The 17,027-nt window shown below is 64.3% G+C and carries 15 protein-coding genes; 4 read left to right on the forward strand and 11 right to left on the reverse strand.

The window, feature by feature from the left end:
- The first annotated feature begins 138 nt into the window (after positions 1-138).
- On the forward strand, positions 139-4,716 hold the full coding sequence (locus ACW73L_RS04280) for a PAS domain S-box protein (RefSeq protein ID WP_498920174.1): 4,578 nt from the start codon (positions 139-141) through the stop codon (positions 4,714-4,716).
- Positions 4,717-4,746: 30 nt separating this feature from the next.
- On the opposite strand, the gene ACW73L_RS04285 is transcribed toward ACW73L_RS04280, so the two are convergent.
- The 3 genes from ACW73L_RS04285 to ACW73L_RS04295 all read right to left on the reverse strand — a co-directional run bounded on the left by ACW73L_RS04285 (position 4,747) and on the right by ACW73L_RS04295 (position 7,569).
- Entirely contained in the window at positions 4,747-5,619 is an 873-nt protein-coding gene (locus tag ACW73L_RS04285) for a lipase family protein (protein WP_498920176.1), read from the reverse strand.
- A gap of 134 nt (positions 5,620-5,753) precedes the next feature.
- Positions 5,754-6,113 carry a DUF2934 domain-containing protein gene (locus ACW73L_RS04290; RefSeq protein ID WP_498920177.1) on the reverse strand — a complete coding sequence of 120 codons (360 nt, stop codon included), beginning with the start codon at positions 6,111-6,113 and terminating at the stop codon, positions 5,754-5,756.
- A 205-nt stretch (positions 6,114-6,318) separates the two neighbouring features.
- Complete coding sequence (locus tag ACW73L_RS04295) at positions 6,319-7,569, reverse strand: NAD(P)-dependent oxidoreductase (protein WP_498920179.1); 1,251 nt, start codon at positions 7,567-7,569, stop codon at positions 6,319-6,321.
- Between the two features lie 352 nt (positions 7,570-7,921).
- Between ACW73L_RS04295 and ACW73L_RS04300 the strand changes: the two genes are divergently transcribed.
- Complete coding sequence (locus ACW73L_RS04300) at positions 7,922-8,563, forward strand: DUF47 domain-containing protein (protein ID WP_498920181.1); 642 nt, start codon at positions 7,922-7,924, stop codon at positions 8,561-8,563.
- Positions 8,564-8,673: 110 nt separating this feature from the next.
- Here ACW73L_RS04300 and ACW73L_RS04305 read toward each other — a convergent pair whose 3' ends face one another.
- The 8 genes from ACW73L_RS04305 to ACW73L_RS04340 form a co-directional block, all read right to left on the reverse strand.
- A complete protein-coding gene (locus ACW73L_RS04305) occupies positions 8,674-8,958 on the reverse strand; it encodes a hypothetical protein (protein ID WP_498920183.1) in 285 nt (94 codons plus the stop codon).
- 46 nt (positions 8,959-9,004) lie between these two features.
- Positions 9,005-10,066 (reverse strand): UDP-3-O-(3-hydroxymyristoyl)glucosamine N-acyltransferase, encoded by a 1,062-nt coding sequence (gene lpxD, locus ACW73L_RS04310; RefSeq protein ID WP_498920185.1) that lies wholly within the window; start codon positions 10,064-10,066, stop codon positions 9,005-9,007.
- Between the two features lie 109 nt (positions 10,067-10,175).
- Entirely contained in the window at positions 10,176-10,976 is an 801-nt protein-coding gene (trpC, locus tag ACW73L_RS04315) for an indole-3-glycerol phosphate synthase TrpC (RefSeq protein WP_498920187.1), read from the reverse strand.
- Entirely contained in the window at positions 10,973-12,001 is a 1,029-nt protein-coding gene (gene trpD, locus ACW73L_RS04320; RefSeq protein WP_498920189.1) for an anthranilate phosphoribosyltransferase, read from the reverse strand. The genes trpC and trpD overlap by 4 nt, the downstream gene beginning before the upstream one ends.
- A 15-nt stretch (positions 12,002-12,016) precedes the next feature.
- Positions 12,017-12,604 (reverse strand): anthranilate synthase component II, encoded by a 588-nt coding sequence (locus ACW73L_RS04325; RefSeq protein WP_498920190.1) that lies wholly within the window; start codon positions 12,602-12,604, stop codon positions 12,017-12,019.
- Positions 12,601-14,091 carry an anthranilate synthase component I gene (trpE, locus tag ACW73L_RS04330; RefSeq protein WP_498920192.1) on the reverse strand — a complete coding sequence of 497 codons (1,491 nt, stop codon included), beginning with the start codon at positions 14,089-14,091 and terminating at the stop codon, positions 12,601-12,603. Before trpE ends, ACW73L_RS04325 begins: the two co-directional genes overlap by 4 nt.
- A gap of 255 nt (positions 14,092-14,346) precedes the next feature.
- Positions 14,347-15,039 carry a ribulose-phosphate 3-epimerase gene (rpe, locus tag ACW73L_RS04335; RefSeq protein ID WP_139559563.1) on the reverse strand — a complete coding sequence of 231 codons (693 nt, stop codon included), beginning with the start codon at positions 15,037-15,039 and terminating at the stop codon, positions 14,347-14,349.
- A 93-nt stretch (positions 15,040-15,132) separates the two neighbouring features.
- Positions 15,133-15,621, reverse strand: coding sequence for an Aq_678 family protein (locus tag ACW73L_RS04340; RefSeq protein ID WP_498920194.1), 489 nt, complete (start codon positions 15,619-15,621; stop codon positions 15,133-15,135).
- 296 nt (positions 15,622-15,917) lie between these two features.
- On the opposite strand from ACW73L_RS04340, the gene ACW73L_RS04345 reads away from it, so the two are divergent.
- On the forward strand, positions 15,918-16,766 hold the full coding sequence (locus tag ACW73L_RS04345; protein ID WP_498920196.1) for a radical SAM protein: 849 nt from the start codon (positions 15,918-15,920) through the stop codon (positions 16,764-16,766).
- Between the two features lie 22 nt (positions 16,767-16,788).
- On the forward strand, positions 16,789-17,022 hold the full coding sequence (locus tag ACW73L_RS04350) for a hypothetical protein (RefSeq protein ID WP_139559566.1): 234 nt from the start codon (positions 16,789-16,791) through the stop codon (positions 17,020-17,022).
- Positions 17,023-17,027: the final 5 nt, after the last annotated feature.

A 17,027-nucleotide genomic window follows, 5' to 3' on the forward strand; every position in this document is an offset into this window, starting at 1 on the left:
ACATAGGCATTTGGGCTTATGCCCACAGTCGGATTTATTCCCGGCGAGAGGTACGACGCGATGAGTCAAGGGCACCATCGCTCGCGACATAGACTTCGACCCGATATTGAACTGCGACCTGCACCCCCGTTCGCCAGTATGAAGCAGACCCCGTCGTTTCCCATCTGGTCCCTGCTCGGCGCACTGCTCGCCGTACTCGTCATTCTGACCAGTGGGCCAGCCTGGTTTCGCTATCAGGAACTGTCGCTACGCGAGCGCGCCAACCATGAATTGGAAGTGATCGCCCGCCTCAAGGCGGAACAGATCGCAAACTGGCGCAAGGAGCGGCTGAGCGATGCGGCCGTGATCACCGAGAGCCGGCTTTTCGAGCAGTTCTCGGCCGAATGGCTTAGGGAATCGCCTCCGGAGCGACGCAGCGAAAGCATGGAACGCTTGCGGCCGTTTACCCGGCATTATGGTTATATCGACGTGCTGGTGCTGGATGCTCAGGGCAAGGTCAGGCTCAGTCTGTCCGGTCGCGAGCACAGGCTCGCACGCGAAACGCGGGAGGCCCTGGATGACGCGTGGCACCGCCGCGGTGCTGCCTTGAGCGAGTTGCATGGCGGTCCCGACAACCGGGTGGAGATCGACGCTGTCGCCCCGCTGCTGGATCGCACCGGACGAACGCCGCTGGGCGCCATCGTACTCCGCAGCGATGCCCGCGATTTTCTGTTTCCAGCGCTACAAACCTGGCCGCTTGCAAGCCCCAGCGCCGAGACCGAACTCGTGCGCAGGGACGGGCAGGACGCGGTCTTCCTGAACCCGCTCCGGCACCGCGCGGATACCGCGCTGACGCTTCGCATTCCCTTGTCCATGACCGATGTCCCGGCAGTCCGTGCCGTTCTGGGGCACGAGGGGGTATTCGTAGGCAAGGACTATCGAGGAACCCAGGTTGTCGCCGTCCTGACGAAGGTTCCCGACTCTGACTGGTTCCTGGTGTCCAAGGTCGACTGGGCCGAAGTCTTCGCCCACTGGCAGCACATGGCCCGATTGCTCGTCGGATACATCGCATTGGCCATCGTCGCCGTCATCGTCCTTTTCGGTCTGTTCTGGCAACGGAATGCCAAAGCCCATTACCAAACCTTGTTCAAGACCCAGGAGAACCTGAACCGCCACTCCCTCGTCGACACGGCGCTCGCGGAGCTTTCCGCCGAATTGCTGGCACCCGATGTCACCATCGAACAGATCGCACCCCTGGTGCTCAGCCATGCGCAGCGCCTCACCGGCAGCGAGCACGGCTTCGTCGCCTCGATCGACCCCGACACCGGGGATCACGTCGCCCATACCCTGACCGCGATGATGGGCAAGGAGTGCCGTATCGATGTGCCGGATCAGCGGGTCGTCTTCCCGGTCAATCCTGATGGCTCGTATACCGGCTTGTGGGGACAGGCGTTGAACACGCGTCAGCCGTTCTTCACGAACACGCCTCCCCGGCATCCGGCCTCCCGTGGCGTGCCGCAGGGTCACGTGCCACTGCAGCGTTATCTAGCGGTGCCGGCCGTCGTCGGCGATACCGTGCTCGGACAGATCGCCCTGGCGAATGCGCCGAACGACTATTCGGAGGAGTCGGTCGCGGTGCTGCGTCGCCTGACGGCTTTATACGGCCTGTTCCTGCAGCAATGGCGAACGCGGAGCGCGTTGGCTGAAAGCGAACGCCGCTTCCGGGGGCTGATCGAGAATGCGAGCGACGTTATGGCCGAAATGGATCCTGAAGGGCGTCTCAGCTATCTGTCGCCGAACTGGGCCGAACTGATGGGCGAAGCAACTGCCGAGGCGCTCGGCAAAACATTCGAGACCTATCTGCAGCCCGAGGATGTCTTGGCCTGGCAGGAATTTCTCGTTCGGTTAAAGCGCTCGGTGACTGACGCACTCGACGTGGATTGTCGCGCCAGACTTCCGGATGGCTCCATCCGGTGGCTCTCCGTCAAGGGCTCGGCCGTGTTCGGCCCGGGCGATGGCGCACGCGGTTTCCTCCTCATCATCCGTGACATCACCCATCGCAAAGCGCAGGAACAGGCCCTGTCAGCCAGCGAGGAGCGTCTTCGGCTGGCCCTCGACGCCGCTCAAGTGGGCGTGTTCGACTGGAATATGGCGCATGGCGGAATCGCCTGGTCGCGCCGCCACGAGCAACTTTGGGGCTTCGGCCCGACAGAGTTCGACGGCACCTACGAGATGTTTGCGCAACGCCTCCACCCCGACGACCTCCCAGCCTTGAATGCCGAAGTCGCCCGTTGCGTCACCAGCCGCGACTTGTTCGCACAAGAGTTCCGTGTCGTCTGGCCCGACGGGAGCGTCCACTGGATCGCCGGCTCCGGACAGTTCGAGTTCGACGCGGCCGGAAAAGCCTTGCGGATGCGTGGGGTGGTGCTGGACGTCACCGCACGCAAGGAAGCCGAACAGGCCCAGCGGGAAAGCGAGGCAAGCTTTCGCAACCTGTTCGAACAGTCCGTCGACGGTATTCTGCTGCTGACACCCGATCACCGCTTCCTGGACGCGAATCCGGCGGCGCTGGCCATGCTCGGTTACGGCTACGAGGAACTATCGCGGCTCCGCCTCCCTGATATCCTCGCTGACGATGAACATGCACGACTCGACCAAGAGGTACCGCTCATGATGCATGGGAGTCCCCATCGGGGCATCTGGCGGCACCGGCGCAAGAATGGCTCGCTGTTTCCCGCCGAGGTGACGGCGCGGGTATTGTCGGAACAACGCTATTTCGCCGTATTGAGGGATCTGACCGGGCGGTTGGCCGCCGAAGCGGAGCTGGCCCGGCACCGGGAACATCTGGAAGAACGTGTGGCCGAACGGACTGCCGAACTCGCTCAGGCCCACCTGCAAGCCGAAGCGGCCAATCGCGCCAAGTCGGTCTTTCTTGCCAACATGAGTCATGAAATTCGAACGCCACTAAACGCGATACTTGGGCTGACGCATCTGCTGCGGCGTTCGGACGCGACGCCAGCCCAGATCGAACGCCTCGACAAGGTCGACAGCGCCGGCCGACATCTGCTGTCCATCGTGAACGACATCCTCGATCTTTCCAAGATCGAGGCCGGGAAACTCCAACTCGAACACAGCAACATCGCCCTGGGCAGCTTGCTGGATCAAGTGCGCTCGCTGATCAGCGACGCTGCCCAGGCCAAAGGACTCACCGTCACCGTCGAGGCCGACCCGGCGCAACTCTGGTTGCGGGGCGATCCCACACGCTTGCGCCAGGCCTTGCTGAACTATGCGGGCAACGCCGTGAAGTTCACCGAACGGGGTGCGATCACCCTGCGGGCACGCGTACTGGAGCAAACCGCCGATGAGTGGCTGGTGCGCTTCGAGGTCGCGGACACCGGGGTCGGCATCGCACCGCATGCGCTGGCACGCGTGTTTCAGGCCTTCGAACAAGCGGACACCTCCACCACCCGCGAACATGGCGGCACCGGGCTGGGACTGGCGATCACTCAGCGGCTGGCACAGCTCATGGGTGGCACGGTTGGAGCCGAGAGTACGCCTGGAATAGGCAGCACATTCTGGTTCACTGCGCGCCTGCAGCGCGGTCACGGTGCGGTGGACACCGCACCCGGCGTCGCCATGACGGAGCCCGAGACCCTGCTGCGGCGCCCCTACCCGCGCGCCCATATCCTCTTGGTCGAAGACAACGCCATCAACCGTGAGGTCGCGCTGGAACTACTGCACGGCGTCGGCTTACAGGTCGACAGTGCGACCGACGGTTGCGAAGCCCTGGCCAAGGTTCAGGCCCAAGCCTTCGATCTGATCCTGATGGATATCCAGATGCCGAACATGGATGGGCTGGAGGCCACCCGGGCGATACGCGCCCTGCCCGAAGGGAAAGACGTCCCGATCCTGGCGATTACGGCCAACGCCTTCGAGGAGGATCATCGCGCCTGCGAAGCCGCGGGCATGAATGATTTCATTGCCAAACCGGTCGAGCCCGGCGCGCTCTACGCAGCGCTGGTGAAATGGCTGCCGCCGAAGCCGCGCCAACCCTTGCTCTCGGGCAAGGAACCGCACGCAACGGGCACACCGCTTCTCCAGACGCCACTGCAGTCGACCCTGGCCTCCCTGGCGAACACGCCAGGCCTCGATCTGGCGCGCGGACTGGGCGTGCTGCGGGGCAACGCCGAGAAGTACCTGGATTTACTCGTCCGTTTCGTCGCAGCACACACGGACGACATGGCTCGGCTCACCGCCAGCCTGGACGCCGGCGACCCGGTCGCCGCGCGGCGCATCGCTCACACCTTGAAGGGCACGGCGGCTACGCTGGGAGCAGAAAGCCTGTCCGCGATGGCGCGGCGGGTGGAAGAAACCCTCGCCGTCGAGGGCGCAACGAACTCCCACAGCGACGACCTGCACCGCGCCATACTCGCGGTGACGGGCGAGTTTGAGATCCTTTCAGACGCTCTGCCCGTACAGCGGGCCGTCGGTGCGGAACCGGCGGACGATTCGGCGCCGACCGACTCGCCGGAGCTTCGGGACACACTCGATGAACTGGAGAAGCGGCTGGAACAGAGCGACGTTAGCGCCATCAATCTGTTTCGCCAGCGCGCCGGGATAATCCGTACAAGCTTCGGACCGCACTGTACCCAGCTGGAACGGCAAATTCTGGCCTTCGACTTTGAAACAGCGCGGCACACCCTGCGCACGCTGCGACAAACGCAAGACCTGGCCTAGCGCCGGGCTGGCGCTGCGCTTCCGGTCGTTTCAGGAGGAAGTCGTCTTCGTTTGCCGTCGAGTCAACTCCACATAGCGATCCATGCTGTGGTCGGTCAGCGAATCGAGGCCCAGGATACGGATGTCCTTGGCCGATCCCTTCAACTTCGACCGCATTCGCAGCCACCACGACAGCTCCAGAATGAGATCGCCCTCGGCTGCAAAGCGCGCTTCCCGATCTCCATGCCAGTATTTCAGCAGGATGCCGGGAGCCGGTACCTGAGGCACGATGTCCTTGTTGTTAATGAAGCGGACGATACGCCCCGGCATCGCCAGCCGAAGAAACTTGATGAACTCGCGGTCGCCGACGCGCGGCTGTCCAAACGTGTAGAGTCCTTGCACCGGCATCCGGGCATTGAAGCGAAGCTGGTTAGTCGCAAGCGTCGCGAGCGCGCCCCCGAGGCTGTGGCCGGTGATCCAGATCGGCACCTGTCCATCGTAGTGCTCTTCCAGGGCCTGCTCGATCTGTGGCCAGACGGCAGCGAGCCCCGCCGCAAAGCCCTTGTGGATCTTGCCAACGCCGCTCGGAGCCGGCACCGCGATCGCAATCAGATCGGTGAACCAGTCCTTGATCTGGGTGACCTCGGTACCACGGAACGCAATCAGCAGCGCCTTGTCGCTGCGACACACATACCCCTGGGTGTCCACCGGCATCGGCAACCCGTTCTCATCGTTGTGCTCGGTCGCATGCAGGAAACGAAACCGGTCGAAACCCCATTGGCGCACCACGGTCTGGATGGTCTTCTCGTCCTCGTAGGCGAGATTCGAAGCGGCCGCAAGCCATGCTGCGTTGTTTGGGTGGTAGCCCTGCGCGCTCGCATCGAACGGCGCCGCCGCCGGGTCATACCGATAGTCGGAACTCATGTCACTCTCTCTGTGGTAGGAAGCACGAAAACAGATCGGACGCGGCCCGTCGGCCCGCACTTGATCGTCCGGGCACCAGGGCACGCGCTGCAGCGCGGATTATAAGTCGACGCGGCTGCTGGAGTTCGGACGGCTCAGGATTCGCCTTCGTCGGCCAGCGCCAGAGCCGCAGCAGAAACTTCCCGTTCGGCCTCCAGCCAGTCCTCGGTTGCCCATCCTGGCTCGAAGCTGCGCTGCTCCGCCCTGAAATACGCGCGTAAGGCAATGGCTTCCCTGAGCCCGTCAGCACTGATCGCCGGCCTTGCATGGCCCATTTCATCACGGCCTGCCGAGTGAAACGTGGGCGTCTTGAGATCGAGCCGGCCGCCCAGCGCAGCGGCTCGCGCCGCGGCATCAGCGGCGATGGCTTCAGCCCGGCCGGCCGCCAGTTCCAGCGTCCTCTGAGCCCTTTCCTCGGCCACGCGGCGGGCCCGTTCTTCAGGATGCGTCGGCATGTTCATCGTCCCGTGGCGAAAGGAGGTTTCCCGCTATTCTGCCGCGAAAGCGGGGACATCAACGCGGCCGCGATGAAACGCAGCATTCGATCTTCGCAGCGCTGACCGCGGTCGGCCCGGCAACCCGCGCCTGCAGTTCATCGGCTCATTCGGCCCCCGGTGGTGTTGCCGAACCGCATTGCGGCAATGTCGCCCCCCGGGTTCATCAGAGCGCGATCACCTGCAAATCGAGCACATCATGGCTACCCGCCGCGATGCGGCCGCAGAGATCGGGCGGGGGCACACCGTCGAGATTGATTCGGGCCACAGCGGCCTCGGCGCCTTCGAACACGATGTTCTCGGTTTCCTGCACGTTGAGATCCGCCTCGCGCAGCAGCGCAAAGACATGCGCGAGCACGCCGGGACGATCGCGGTGGCGGACCACAAGGCGGTGCGTCGCGGGAGTCCGCCGGGCCAGATTCACCACATTGGGCACCTTGCCCGTCTCCTTGTAACTGCGGACGATACGCACGGTCTCTTGGGCGATGGCTTCCTGAGCCTGATCCGTCGAAGCGCCGATATGGTGAGTGCCATACACACCGGGTAGCCCGACCAGCGGGTCCGAGAAGGCGCCGGTGGCGCCCGGCGGCTCGGCCGCGAACACATCCAGCGCCACCCGCAAACCTCGGTCGCGCACGGCTGTCGCCAGCGCCGCGGCATCCACGAGTTCGGCCCGGGCGGTGTTGACGAAAAAGGCGCCGGGTTTCAGCCGGGCCAGCAGTTCGGCATCGACGAGATTCCGGGTATCCGGCGCGAGCGCCAGATGCAGGCTCAAAATGTCCGCAGCGGCCGCCACATCCCCCGGGGTGGGTGCAAGATCTATCCGGATCGCGCGCAGAGCCGCTCCGAGGCCCAGCTCACCCGCTTCGATCTCGTTCAACGGTCGCTGCCGGCCGTCAAAGCGACGGCTCCAAAGCACGACATCGAGGCCGAAAGCGGCCGCACGCCGCACCATTTCCCGCGCAATGTTGCCGCTGCCCAGCAGACCGAGTGTGCGGCCGCACAGCCCCTGGGCCTTCGAGTACTCCTTCTTGTTCCACTGGCCAGCACGCAGATCGGCCACGTTGTCGGGGATTCGTCGATCGAGCGCGAGGATCAGTCCGAAGGCGAGTTCAGCGACGGCAATCGCGTTGCGTCCCGGGCAATTCGACACATAGATGCCGCGCCGCGACGCGCCGGCGACATCGATCGTGTTGTAGCCGGCCCCGGCGCGAACGATCAGGGCCAGCCGTCCCGCGTCAAGCATCGGCGCGGTCACCTGGGTACTGCGCACGATCAGCACGTCAGCTTGAGAGGCTGCAATGGCCTGCACGAGCCCGTCGCCGGACAGCTCAGGCTCGAACAAAACCTCGCATCCGGCTGCCTTCAGGCCGTCGAGACCGCTCCGCTCGAATTTGTCGGCAACGAGAACCTTCATGGCGACCTCCAGGCTTTTGGACAAAGGCATTCGGGAATTCGGGAGAAGCGGCCGGCGTCACGATGGTGGCAGCGACTGGCAGATGCCTCGGTCCTGCAAGGCGACTATCCGCTTAAGCCCACGGCGATCGGCCAACGACCCGAAGCCGGGCGGCCGCACAGTCTCGCCGGCGACGCGGGCATGACAACACTCTATCCCAGGTCTGACCGTTTGACACGGGTCCCCACGAAGGGGGACCGTCACATTCGCGTCATCCGGGGCCGATACCCTTTCATGGCCGGCACTGACCCGAGGTATTGCCTAGTCTGCCTGGTCTTCGCGCTCGGGCCGACGCTTCATTTGGAACCATCGGATGCAACACGACTATTCCACACTGTCCCCCGCCGACGCACTGCGCCGGATATTTCGGGATCAAGTCGACAACATCACGGATTGCGGTCACGCCCTGAGCCAGGTGTTTTTGCACCTGCCCGAACCGGAAACCTACATCGCCGAGGTGAAGCGGCTGGAGGAAATCGGCGACCGGCTGACAGCAGCGGCGTATCAGGCGTTGCAGGCCGAGCCCTACTCCGAACTCACCCACATCACCGAGCAGTTCGTCCGGCATTTGGACGACATTGCGGACGGGATCAACGACACCGCACGGAGTATCGACATCTGTCGGCCCAAGCGCGCCGAGCCCGCCGGGCACGAGCTGCTCGCGACGCTATTGTCGATGATCACGCGGCTGCACGAGGAGGTGGCGCTATACCCCGAGAACACGCTGGATCGACTGCGTACCTGTCGCGAGACGCTGAAGCGGCTGGAAGAAACCGCCGATACGCTGTACCACGAATGGCGGAAGACGCAGCGACGGCTGAGTTCGCTGCCCCTGGTCGACGAAAACAACTGGACCGAGATCCTGGGGACGCTCGAACAGACTACCGACGCGGCCTATCACGCGGTGCTGTCACTCGAACACATCGCGAAGCGCCGACTAAGATCAGCCGGCTGAGTAACGCTAGGCTGCCGGACCGATCCGTCGCGACCGTGTGTGGGGAGCGGATCTATGCGGCAGGCACCCGTCGCTACCGGCATTCCGGGACGGGCAACGATCGGGCCCTGCTAGCGCAGTTGCTCACAATAGGAACGGTCCGCAGCACACGTTTGCTTGTAGGGGCTTCCGCTGACACACTGCCAGCGCGCCTTTTCCAGGGCGGCCTCCTGGGAAGCGGCTATGCCAAAGAAGACATTTCCATTGCTGTCGCGGGCACCGCACTTCCAATCCCCAGCGAGCCAGGGAGACACACCCAGGCCGTCGGCGCAGCCCATCAGTGTGGTGGCGCCCAGGAATACCAGGGCCAGGCGTCTCATCGCCAGTTGCCGCCGCACCGCGATGATCGCGCACATCGCCCGCTCACGCTGGCGTCGGTCGCGCCCCTGCGTCCGGGCGCCGTCAGGACTCGCGGGCCAAACGCTCCACATTTTTTTCGAGACGCTTCAGTCGTGCCCAGATATCGTGCAGCTTGGGCACGACGGCCATGTTCTTGAGATAGTGCTGCAGCGGCTGCGTCGGCCCGCCGGCATACATCCCCGGCTCCTTGATGCTGTTATTGACGCCGGCCCGGTGCAACAGCACGCAGTCGTCCGCGACGACGACGTGGTCGAGCACCCCGGTCTGACCGGTCGCGATCACGCGTTTGCCGAACTTGCTCGAGCCGGAGATCCCGGTATGCGCGCAAATGATACAGTCCTCACCGATTTCCACGTTGTGGCCCAGGTGGCAAAGCGCGTCGATTACGGCACCGCTCTTGATCACCGTGGCACCATAGGTGGCCCGATCGATCGTGGTATTCGCGCCGATCACGACGCGATCCTCGATGATCACGCAACCGGTATGGGGAATACGATGATTGTGCCGATGCTGATCCTGAGCAAAGCCAAAACCCTCCGACCCGATGACGCAGCCCGGCTTCAGGATGCAATCAGCGCCGATGCGGCATTGATAACCAATGAAACAACCGGGGTGCAGCACGGTATTGCGGCCGATCACGGCGTCGCGCTCGATCACGACGTTCGCCATGACGACAGCGCCCGAACCGAGTTCGACGCCAGCCCCGATGACCGCGCCGGGGCCCACCAGCACATCATCCGGGACGTGTACGCTGTCATGCACGATCGCGGCAGGATGGCGGCGCGGCCACTCGCTCGCGCGCACGTCTCGGTCGTCGAAAGCCTGTTTGATCAGCGCGATCGCAAGCCGCACGTTGGGCGAGATGAGCACTGCAAGTTCATCGCTGTCGATGCGCTCGGCACAGGCATCGGTAGTGATGACCGCGGCAGGCCGCTGGGCGGCGACGATCGGCAGGTATTTGGGATGGTCGACGAAGACCAGGTGCCCCGGACCACAAAGCTCGACCGGCGCAATGGCCGCTATCGTCACGTCAGGACCAATCTGGCGGGTCAGCAAGCCATCCGCCTGAAAACGGCGAAAAATCTCGGACGTGTTGATGTTCATGTGGATCCTGCCTGTTCCAAGTTCAGTCATGGACGACGACGTCACAGCTGCCCGCGAAGACCGGCGCTGCCGGGCTTGAGTCCAGGGAGGCTGCTCCCGCCGTTTGCGCTTAGTCCCTGAATAACCGCGCGAGTTCGAGCCCCGGGTCCGGCGCCGCCATAAACGCTTCCCCGATCAGGAAGGCATGGACGCCGTGCGCACGCATCAACTGGACGTCCTCGCACGCGAAGATCCCGCTCTCCGTCACGACCAGCCGGTCGCCGGGGATCGCCTCCAGCAGTTCCAGCGTGGTTGCGAGCGACGTTTCGAAGGTGCGGAGGTTCCGGTTATTGACGCCGATCATCGGCAGCGGCAATGCCAATGCTCGCTCGAGTTCTTCCGCATCGTGCACCTCGACGAGGACATCTAGCCCCCAGGTGGCTGCTGTCGCCGCCAGATCGGCCAACTGTGCGTCGTCGAGCGCCGCGACGATCAACAGGATGCAGTCGGCGCCCAGCGCACGCGCCTCGATGATCTGATACGGATCGACCGTGAAATCCTTGCGCAACACGGGCAGTGCGCAGGCGGCGCGGGCTTCGCGCAGATAGTCGTCGCCGCCCTGGAAGAAATCGCGGTCGGTCAGTACAGATAGGCAGGTCGCACCATGAGTCGCGTAGCTGCGCGCGATCTCGGGCGGTCGAAAGTCCTCACGGATGATGCCGCGGCTTGGCGATGCCTTCTTGATTTCGGCGATCACCGCGGCGTGGCCTTCAGCTACCCGCCCCGCGAGCGCGCGGTAGAATCCCCTCGGCGGATCGGCCGCAGCCGCCAGCCGTTCCAGTTCGGGCAGAGCGACCGCCCTGCGGCGTTCGGCGATTTCCTCGCGCTTGCGTGCGAGGATCTTCTTGAGGACGTCGGGCGAATCCTTCATGCGCTGCCGCCGATGGACTGAGTGAATTCGATCAAGGCTTGCAGCTTGTTGCGGGCCGAGCCCTCGTCGATGACGACCTCGGCGCGGCGCACACCCTCGGCCAGGGTGGCGACCAGATCGGCGGCGTAGATGGCCGCCCCGGCATTCAGGGCCACGATATCGCGGGCGGGTCCGGTCTTGCCTTCGAGCACCCCGCGAATGATTTCGAGACTTCCTGCCACGGTGTTGACGGCGAGCTTCTTCAGGCTGGCACGCTTGAAGCCGAAATCCTCCGGCGCAATGGTGTAGGTCGAAACTTCGTCGTTCTTCAACTCGGCGATTCGCGTCGGCGCGCCGATGCTGATCTCGTCGAGCCCGTCCTCTGCATGCACCACGAGCACATGTTTGCTGCCGAGCTTTTTCAGGACTTCGGCCAGCGGCTGAACCCAGTCCGGGGAATAGACGCCGATCAACTGGTGTGCGGCACCGGCAGGATTGGTCAGAGGTCCGAGGAGGTTGAAAATCGTCCGCACACCCAGTTCCTTGCGCGGTGCGATCGCATATTTCATGGCGCCATGATGGCGTTGCGCGAACAGGAAACCGACGCCGATCTGATCGATACAGCGCTTCACCTGCTCCGGTGTAAGGTCCAGCCTGACTCCGGCGGCCTCCAGCACGTCGGCGCTGCCGGACCGACTCGACACCGAGCGGCTACCATGCTTGGCGACCTTGCCGCCGGCGGCCGCGACGACGAAGGCCGACGTCGTCGAGATATTGAAGGTCTTGCTGGCGTCACCGCCCGTGCCGCACGTGTCGATGACGTGGGCGCCCCGCACCGGCACCTTAGTGGCGACCTCGCGCAGGACCTGCGCCGCAGCCGCGACCTCGTCGACACTCTCCCCCTTGGCCCGCAGCGCGATCAGGAACGCACCGATCTGGGCGGGCGTCGCCCCACCGCTCATAATGGTTCGCATCACGCTGCGCATCTGGGATCCGCTGAGATCCCGGCCGTCGAGCAAGGCCTGCAGCACCTGTGGCATGTCCATTCGCGGTATCCGACGCTAGAGGGCCAGGAAGTTACGGAGCAGTTCGTGACCGTATTCGGTCATGATCGATTCCGGGTGGAACTGCACCCCTTCGATCGCAAGTTCACGGTGGCGGACGCCCATGATTTCGTCGATGCCCCCGTCCTCGGTCTCGGTCCAGGCCGTCACCTCGAGGCAGTCGGGCAGGCTCTCCTGAGCGATCACCAGCGAATGGTAGCGGGTCGCCCGAAACGGATTGTCCAGGCCACGAAACACACCGACGTCGCGATGACGGACCATCGAGCACTTGCCGTGCATGATGGACTTGGCATGCACGATCTCGCCACCGAAGGCGTAGCCTATGCTCTGATGGCCCAGACAGACCCCGAGTATCGGCAGCCGGCCCGCATAGCGCCGGATCGCCTCCACCGAGATGCCGGCTTCGCGCGGCGTACAGGGGCCGGGCGAGACCACGATCCGATCCGGAGCGAGGGCATCGATCCCCTCCACCGCGATCTGATCATTGCGCACCACGTCGACTTCAGCCCCCAGTTCCGCCAGATATTGCACCAGGTTGTAGGTGAACGAGTCGTAGTTGTCGATCATCAGGACGCGGTTGCTCATGGGCTGGCATCCCGTTCCAGGCCCGCTTCGACCATCGCCACCGCGCGGAATATCGCCCTGCCTTTGTTCATGGTCTCTTCCCACTCGTTCGCAGGGATCGAATCGTGCACGATTCCGGCGCCGGCCTGAATGTGCAGCGTAGCGTCCTTGATCACCGCGGTGCGGATCGCAATCGCCGTGTCGAGATTTCCGGACCACCCGACATAGCCGACGGCGCCCGAATAGACACCGCGCTTGACCGGTTCCAGTTCGGCAATAATCTCCATGGCGCGGATCTTCGGCGCACCGCTGACGGTGCCGGCGGGAAAGGTGGCCGACAGCACGTCGAAGGCGTCCTTGCCGGCGCCTAGCCGTGCGGTCACGTTCGACACGATGTGCATGACATGGGAATAGCGCTCGATAATCATGCGATCGGTCACCTGAACCGTTCCGGTCTCGGCCACGCGCCCGGCATCGTTCCGACCCAGGTCGATCAGCATCAGATGCTCGGCGATTTCCTTCGGGTCGGCCAGCAAATCGGCTTCGAGCGCGAGATCCTCTTCCGCCGTAACCCCGCGTTTGCGCGTGCCGGCGATCGGCCGCACCGTCACGACACCGTCCTCGACGCGAACCAGAATCTCGGGCGAGGATCCGACGACGTGAAATTCCCCGAGATTCAGATGGTACATGTATGGGGAGGGGTTCAGGCAGCGCAGCGCGCGGTACAGGTCGAGCGGCGCGCTGGCAAACGGGATCGACAGGCGCTGCGACAACACCACCTGCATCACGTCACCTTCGACGATGTAATCCTTGACCCGACGAACCGCGCTCTCGAAGCCCTCGCGGGTGAAACCGGACACGAAGTCGGCTTCGTCCACCGCGCGCCCGGCCGAGCGGGACGGCCTTCGGGCCACCCGCCGGTCCTGCAGCGCGGCAACCAGCTCCGCGAGACGGCCCATGGCCTGCTGGTAGGCGTCCGGCTCCGCCGGGTCGGCCTGCGTCAACAACAGCAGCTTGCCGCTGAGATTGTCGAAGATCAGCAGGTCCTCGGAGACCATCAGCAGAATGTCCGGCGCTCCGATCGGATCCGGCTTGTCGTTCCGCAGCCTCGGTTCGACGTATTGCACGGTCTCGTAGCCGAAATAGCCGACCAGTCCGCCGGTGAAACGCGGCAGTCCCGGGACCACGGGAACGCGGTAACGCGCCGCAAATGCTTCGATCCACAGCAGCGGATTGTCGGCGTTCAGGCGTTCGACGGTGACGCCGTCACGCTGCACGGTGATGTCATGGCCGTGTACGGAAACCACCGTCCGACAGGGCAGACCGATGATCGAGTAGCGCCCCCATTGTTCCCCGCCGTGCACCGATTCGAACAAATACGAATACGGCGCGTCGGCAAGCTTCAGGTAGGCGCTCAGCGGGGTATCGAGGTCGGCCAGGACCTGACGACAAACGGGGATGCGGTTGTAGCCCTGGTCGGCGTACTGCTGGAAGGCTTCGGGGGTCATCAGAGGGGATTTCCTGAGTCAGCGCGGCGGAAGAACGGCGGCGCCGTTCCTGTGCGGCTGCCGGCAGGACGCCGGCTGCGGATCACGTCCGGCTGCGCCATCGTCCCCCATGACATTGCGCCGACCGGGACCTCATCGGCACCCAACCGGCGCGATTCCGGCTCCCGTCCGGAGGGTTCGCGTGAGAACCCAGGGCACCGCGGGACAGCGTGCCGCCATTCAGCCCGCAGCGCACCATGGATCCCGGTTCACGCATCAGCCGCGCGCCTTGGCCAGCTCGCTGCGCAGGCTGCCGACGATCGTGTCGTAATGGTTTGGATCGGACGCCTTGGCCGCCCCAAAAATGGCCGACCCGGCGACGAAGGTATCCGCACCGGCCGCGGCGACTTCGCGGATGTTGTCGGCCTTGACGCCACCATCGATCTCCAACCGGATGTCACGACCGCTGCGGTCGATGCGCTCCCTTACGGCCCGCAGCTTGTCGAGCACGTAGGGAATGAACGATTGCCCGCCGAAGCCCGGGTTGACCGACATCAGCAGGATCATGTCGACCTTTTCCATCACGTAGTCGAGATACTCCAGTGGCGTGGCCGGATTGAAGACCAGGCCCGACTTGCAGCCCGAATCGCGAACGAGTTGCAGGCTGCGATCGACATGCTCCGACGCCTCGGGGTGGAAGGTGATGTAGGTGGCGCCGGCCTTCGCAAAGTCCGGGATGATCCGGTCCACCGGCTTCACCATCAGATGGACGTCGATGGGCGCGGTAACCCCGTGTTTGCGGAGCGCCTCGCATACCAGCGGCCCGATGGTCAGGTTGGGCACGTAATGGTTGTCCATCACGTCGAAATGCACGATGTCCGCGCCGGCCTTCAGCACATTGTCCACTTCCTCACCGAGTCGGGCGAAATCGGCGGACAGTATCGACGGGGCGATCCAAAAGTCTTTCATGGTCGTTTCCTGCAGGCGTTACGATCGGCGAACTTTAACCGATTCGATCATGCCTTGTCAGCTTTCGGGACCCCGCCGACGGCAGCCATCCGGTCAGGACGATGGCTCCTCTTCCACCTTGCCGCCGCAGGCCTGGAAACACGCGCGATAGGCTTCGTCGCAAGACTCTCCGCGGGGGAGCTGACAGGGTCGGGGAGTATTGCAGCTGAACTGCGACCCCGGCGCCGGGCCCAGAGAACTGTTGCGGCACCGCGTGTAGATCGACATATCCTCGCGGTACTGCGTCTGGCAAACCTCGAACTCGTTCTGTAGGCTTTCATTGCAGGACTTCCGCTGCTCGTCGCATTTGGCTACGCAGGCTTCGCCGGCGGCCCCGGGCGGCGGCACGAGCTTGTAGCGAACCGTTTCCGACGCGCATCCGGCCAATGCCAGCGCCAGCAGCCCGCACGACAGGAACGCGCCGGCTCGGATACCCCGCGGGCTTCGATTGCGGCGACAGTCACCGCGCCACCGCGCGGCGGTGGGTGGCATTTCGCCAAGCTGTTCAGAATAGTGTCGTCCGTCGGCCTTCATGCGCTTCATCCTCGGCGTGATCGAAAGAACGGGTGCGGAGTGAGTCGGCCGTAATACTACCGCTAAAACACCGGTTCGAAACGGGGCGCGAGCGATACGCCTCGTCGCCGGCCACCGGGAAGCGGCGCGTAGGCCGTGGCACCCCGTCGGATCGTAAACCTCGACAGCATACACGGAGTCAATTGGGCGGCAACGGAACATGCCGCCTCCGCCGGCGCTCGAACAGGGTTTGACGCCCGGCGCACCGGACCCGGCCACCGCAGTCCGGCGATGCCCGGTGACTGAGGTCAAGACACAGGGCAAGCATGAAACTCACGACGCAGGACCACCGCCGCGACAGCGCCGAACTGACCTATCTGTACCCCGTGCTGTCGCGGCGGTCCGGCGGCGTCTCGATCGGGATCAATCTGAACCCCAACAACGCCTGCAACTGGCAATGCCGCTATTGCCAGGTGCCCGACCTGGTCCGCGGCGCCGCGCCCGAGATCGATCTGGATCGCCTGCGAGACGAACTGTCGACTCTGCTCGGCGCGATTACGGCGGGGACGTTTTTCAACCGCTTCGACGTGCCGGACGAGTGCCGCCGCGTCTGCGACATCGCCATCTCCGGCAACGGCGAACCGACCAGCGCGCGTGCCTTGCCGGCGATAATCGACCTCATCGGCTCAGCGGCTCACGCGGCGGGCCTGTTGGGGCACATCAAGCTGGTACTGATCACCAACGGCAGCCTGATCCGGCGACCGCATGTTCGCGCCGGTCTCGCCCGCTGGTCAACGCTGGGCGGCGAGGTCTGGTTCAAGATCGACAGCGCGACGCCGGCCGGCTTGCAACGGATCAATCGCGTCGCGCGCTCTCCGGTTGCTATGGCGCTGGATCTGGAGACCTGCGCAGCGCTCTGCCCGACCTGGATCCAGACCTGTCTGTTCCAACTGGACGGCGAAGCACCGAGCGGGGTCGAGCGGCAAGCCTACCTCGACTTCCTGGCGGCCCGCCTGCAAGCCGGCGTACCGTTGCTGGGCGTAATGTTGTACGGTCTCGCCCGCCCATCCCTGCAGGCCGAAGCGTCACGGCTGTCGCCCTTGTCGGCGGAATGGATGGAGAGCTTCGCCGGGCGTATCCGCCAACTGGGGCTGACAGTCAGCGTCCATCCCTGAGCCACAGCCTGCAACCGCACCCATGAACCGCAGCCACGATCCCGTCTCCTGTGCGTTCCACGACGAACTGGAACTGCGCGCCTTGCGCAGGCGGTCGTGCCGAATGGTCTATCGGGACGAGCACAACCTGGAGATCAGCGTCGACACCATCGTCACCGACCTGCTGACGCGTGACGGCCGCGAGTTTGCCGTGATCGCCGATGGCGCGGTCATCCCACTGGATCGCATCGTCAGCGTTGACGGCCTCCGTCCCTGAGCGTA

This window comes from Methylolobus aquaticus, from assembly GCF_054172105.1.

What these genes read in the sequence shown, in the direction of transcription:
- ACW73L_RS04280 (WP_498920174.1), top strand. Translation starts at nt 139, where the DNA reads ATGAAGCAGACCCCGTCGTTTCCCATCTGGTCCCTGCTCGGCGCACTG.
- ACW73L_RS04285 (WP_498920176.1), bottom strand. Translation starts at nt 5,619, where the DNA reads ATGAGTTCCGACTATCGGTATGACCCGGCGGCGGCGCCGTTCGATGCG.
- ACW73L_RS04290 (WP_498920177.1), bottom strand. Translation starts at nt 6,113, where the DNA reads ATGCCGACGCATCCTGAAGAACGGGCCCGCCGCGTGGCCGAGGAAAGG.
- ACW73L_RS04295 (WP_498920179.1), bottom strand. Translation starts at nt 7,569, where the DNA reads ATGAAGGTTCTCGTTGCCGACAAATTCGAGCGGAGCGGTCTCGACGGC.
- ACW73L_RS04300 (WP_498920181.1), top strand. Translation starts at nt 7,922, where the DNA reads ATGCAACACGACTATTCCACACTGTCCCCCGCCGACGCACTGCGCCGG.
- ACW73L_RS04305 (WP_498920183.1), bottom strand. Translation starts at nt 8,958, where the DNA reads ATGTGCGCGATCATCGCGGTGCGGCGGCAACTGGCGATGAGACGCCTG.
- lpxD (WP_498920185.1), bottom strand. Translation starts at nt 10,066, where the DNA reads ATGAACATCAACACGTCCGAGATTTTTCGCCGTTTTCAGGCGGATGGC.
- trpC (WP_498920187.1), bottom strand. Translation starts at nt 10,976, where the DNA reads ATGAAGGATTCGCCCGACGTCCTCAAGAAGATCCTCGCACGCAAGCGC.
- trpD (WP_498920189.1), bottom strand. Translation starts at nt 12,001, where the DNA reads ATGGACATGCCACAGGTGCTGCAGGCCTTGCTCGACGGCCGGGATCTC.
- ACW73L_RS04325 (WP_498920190.1), bottom strand. Translation starts at nt 12,604, where the DNA reads ATGAGCAACCGCGTCCTGATGATCGACAACTACGACTCGTTCACCTAC.
- trpE (WP_498920192.1), bottom strand. Translation starts at nt 14,091, where the DNA reads ATGACCCCCGAAGCCTTCCAGCAGTACGCCGACCAGGGCTACAACCGC.
- rpe (WP_139559563.1), bottom strand. Translation starts at nt 15,039, where the DNA reads ATGAAAGACTTTTGGATCGCCCCGTCGATACTGTCCGCCGATTTCGCC.
- ACW73L_RS04340 (WP_498920194.1), bottom strand. Translation starts at nt 15,621, where the DNA reads ATGAAGCGCATGAAGGCCGACGGACGACACTATTCTGAACAGCTTGGC.
- ACW73L_RS04345 (WP_498920196.1), top strand. Translation starts at nt 15,918, where the DNA reads ATGAAACTCACGACGCAGGACCACCGCCGCGACAGCGCCGAACTGACC.
- ACW73L_RS04350 (WP_139559566.1), top strand. Translation starts at nt 16,789, where the DNA reads ATGAACCGCAGCCACGATCCCGTCTCCTGTGCGTTCCACGACGAACTG.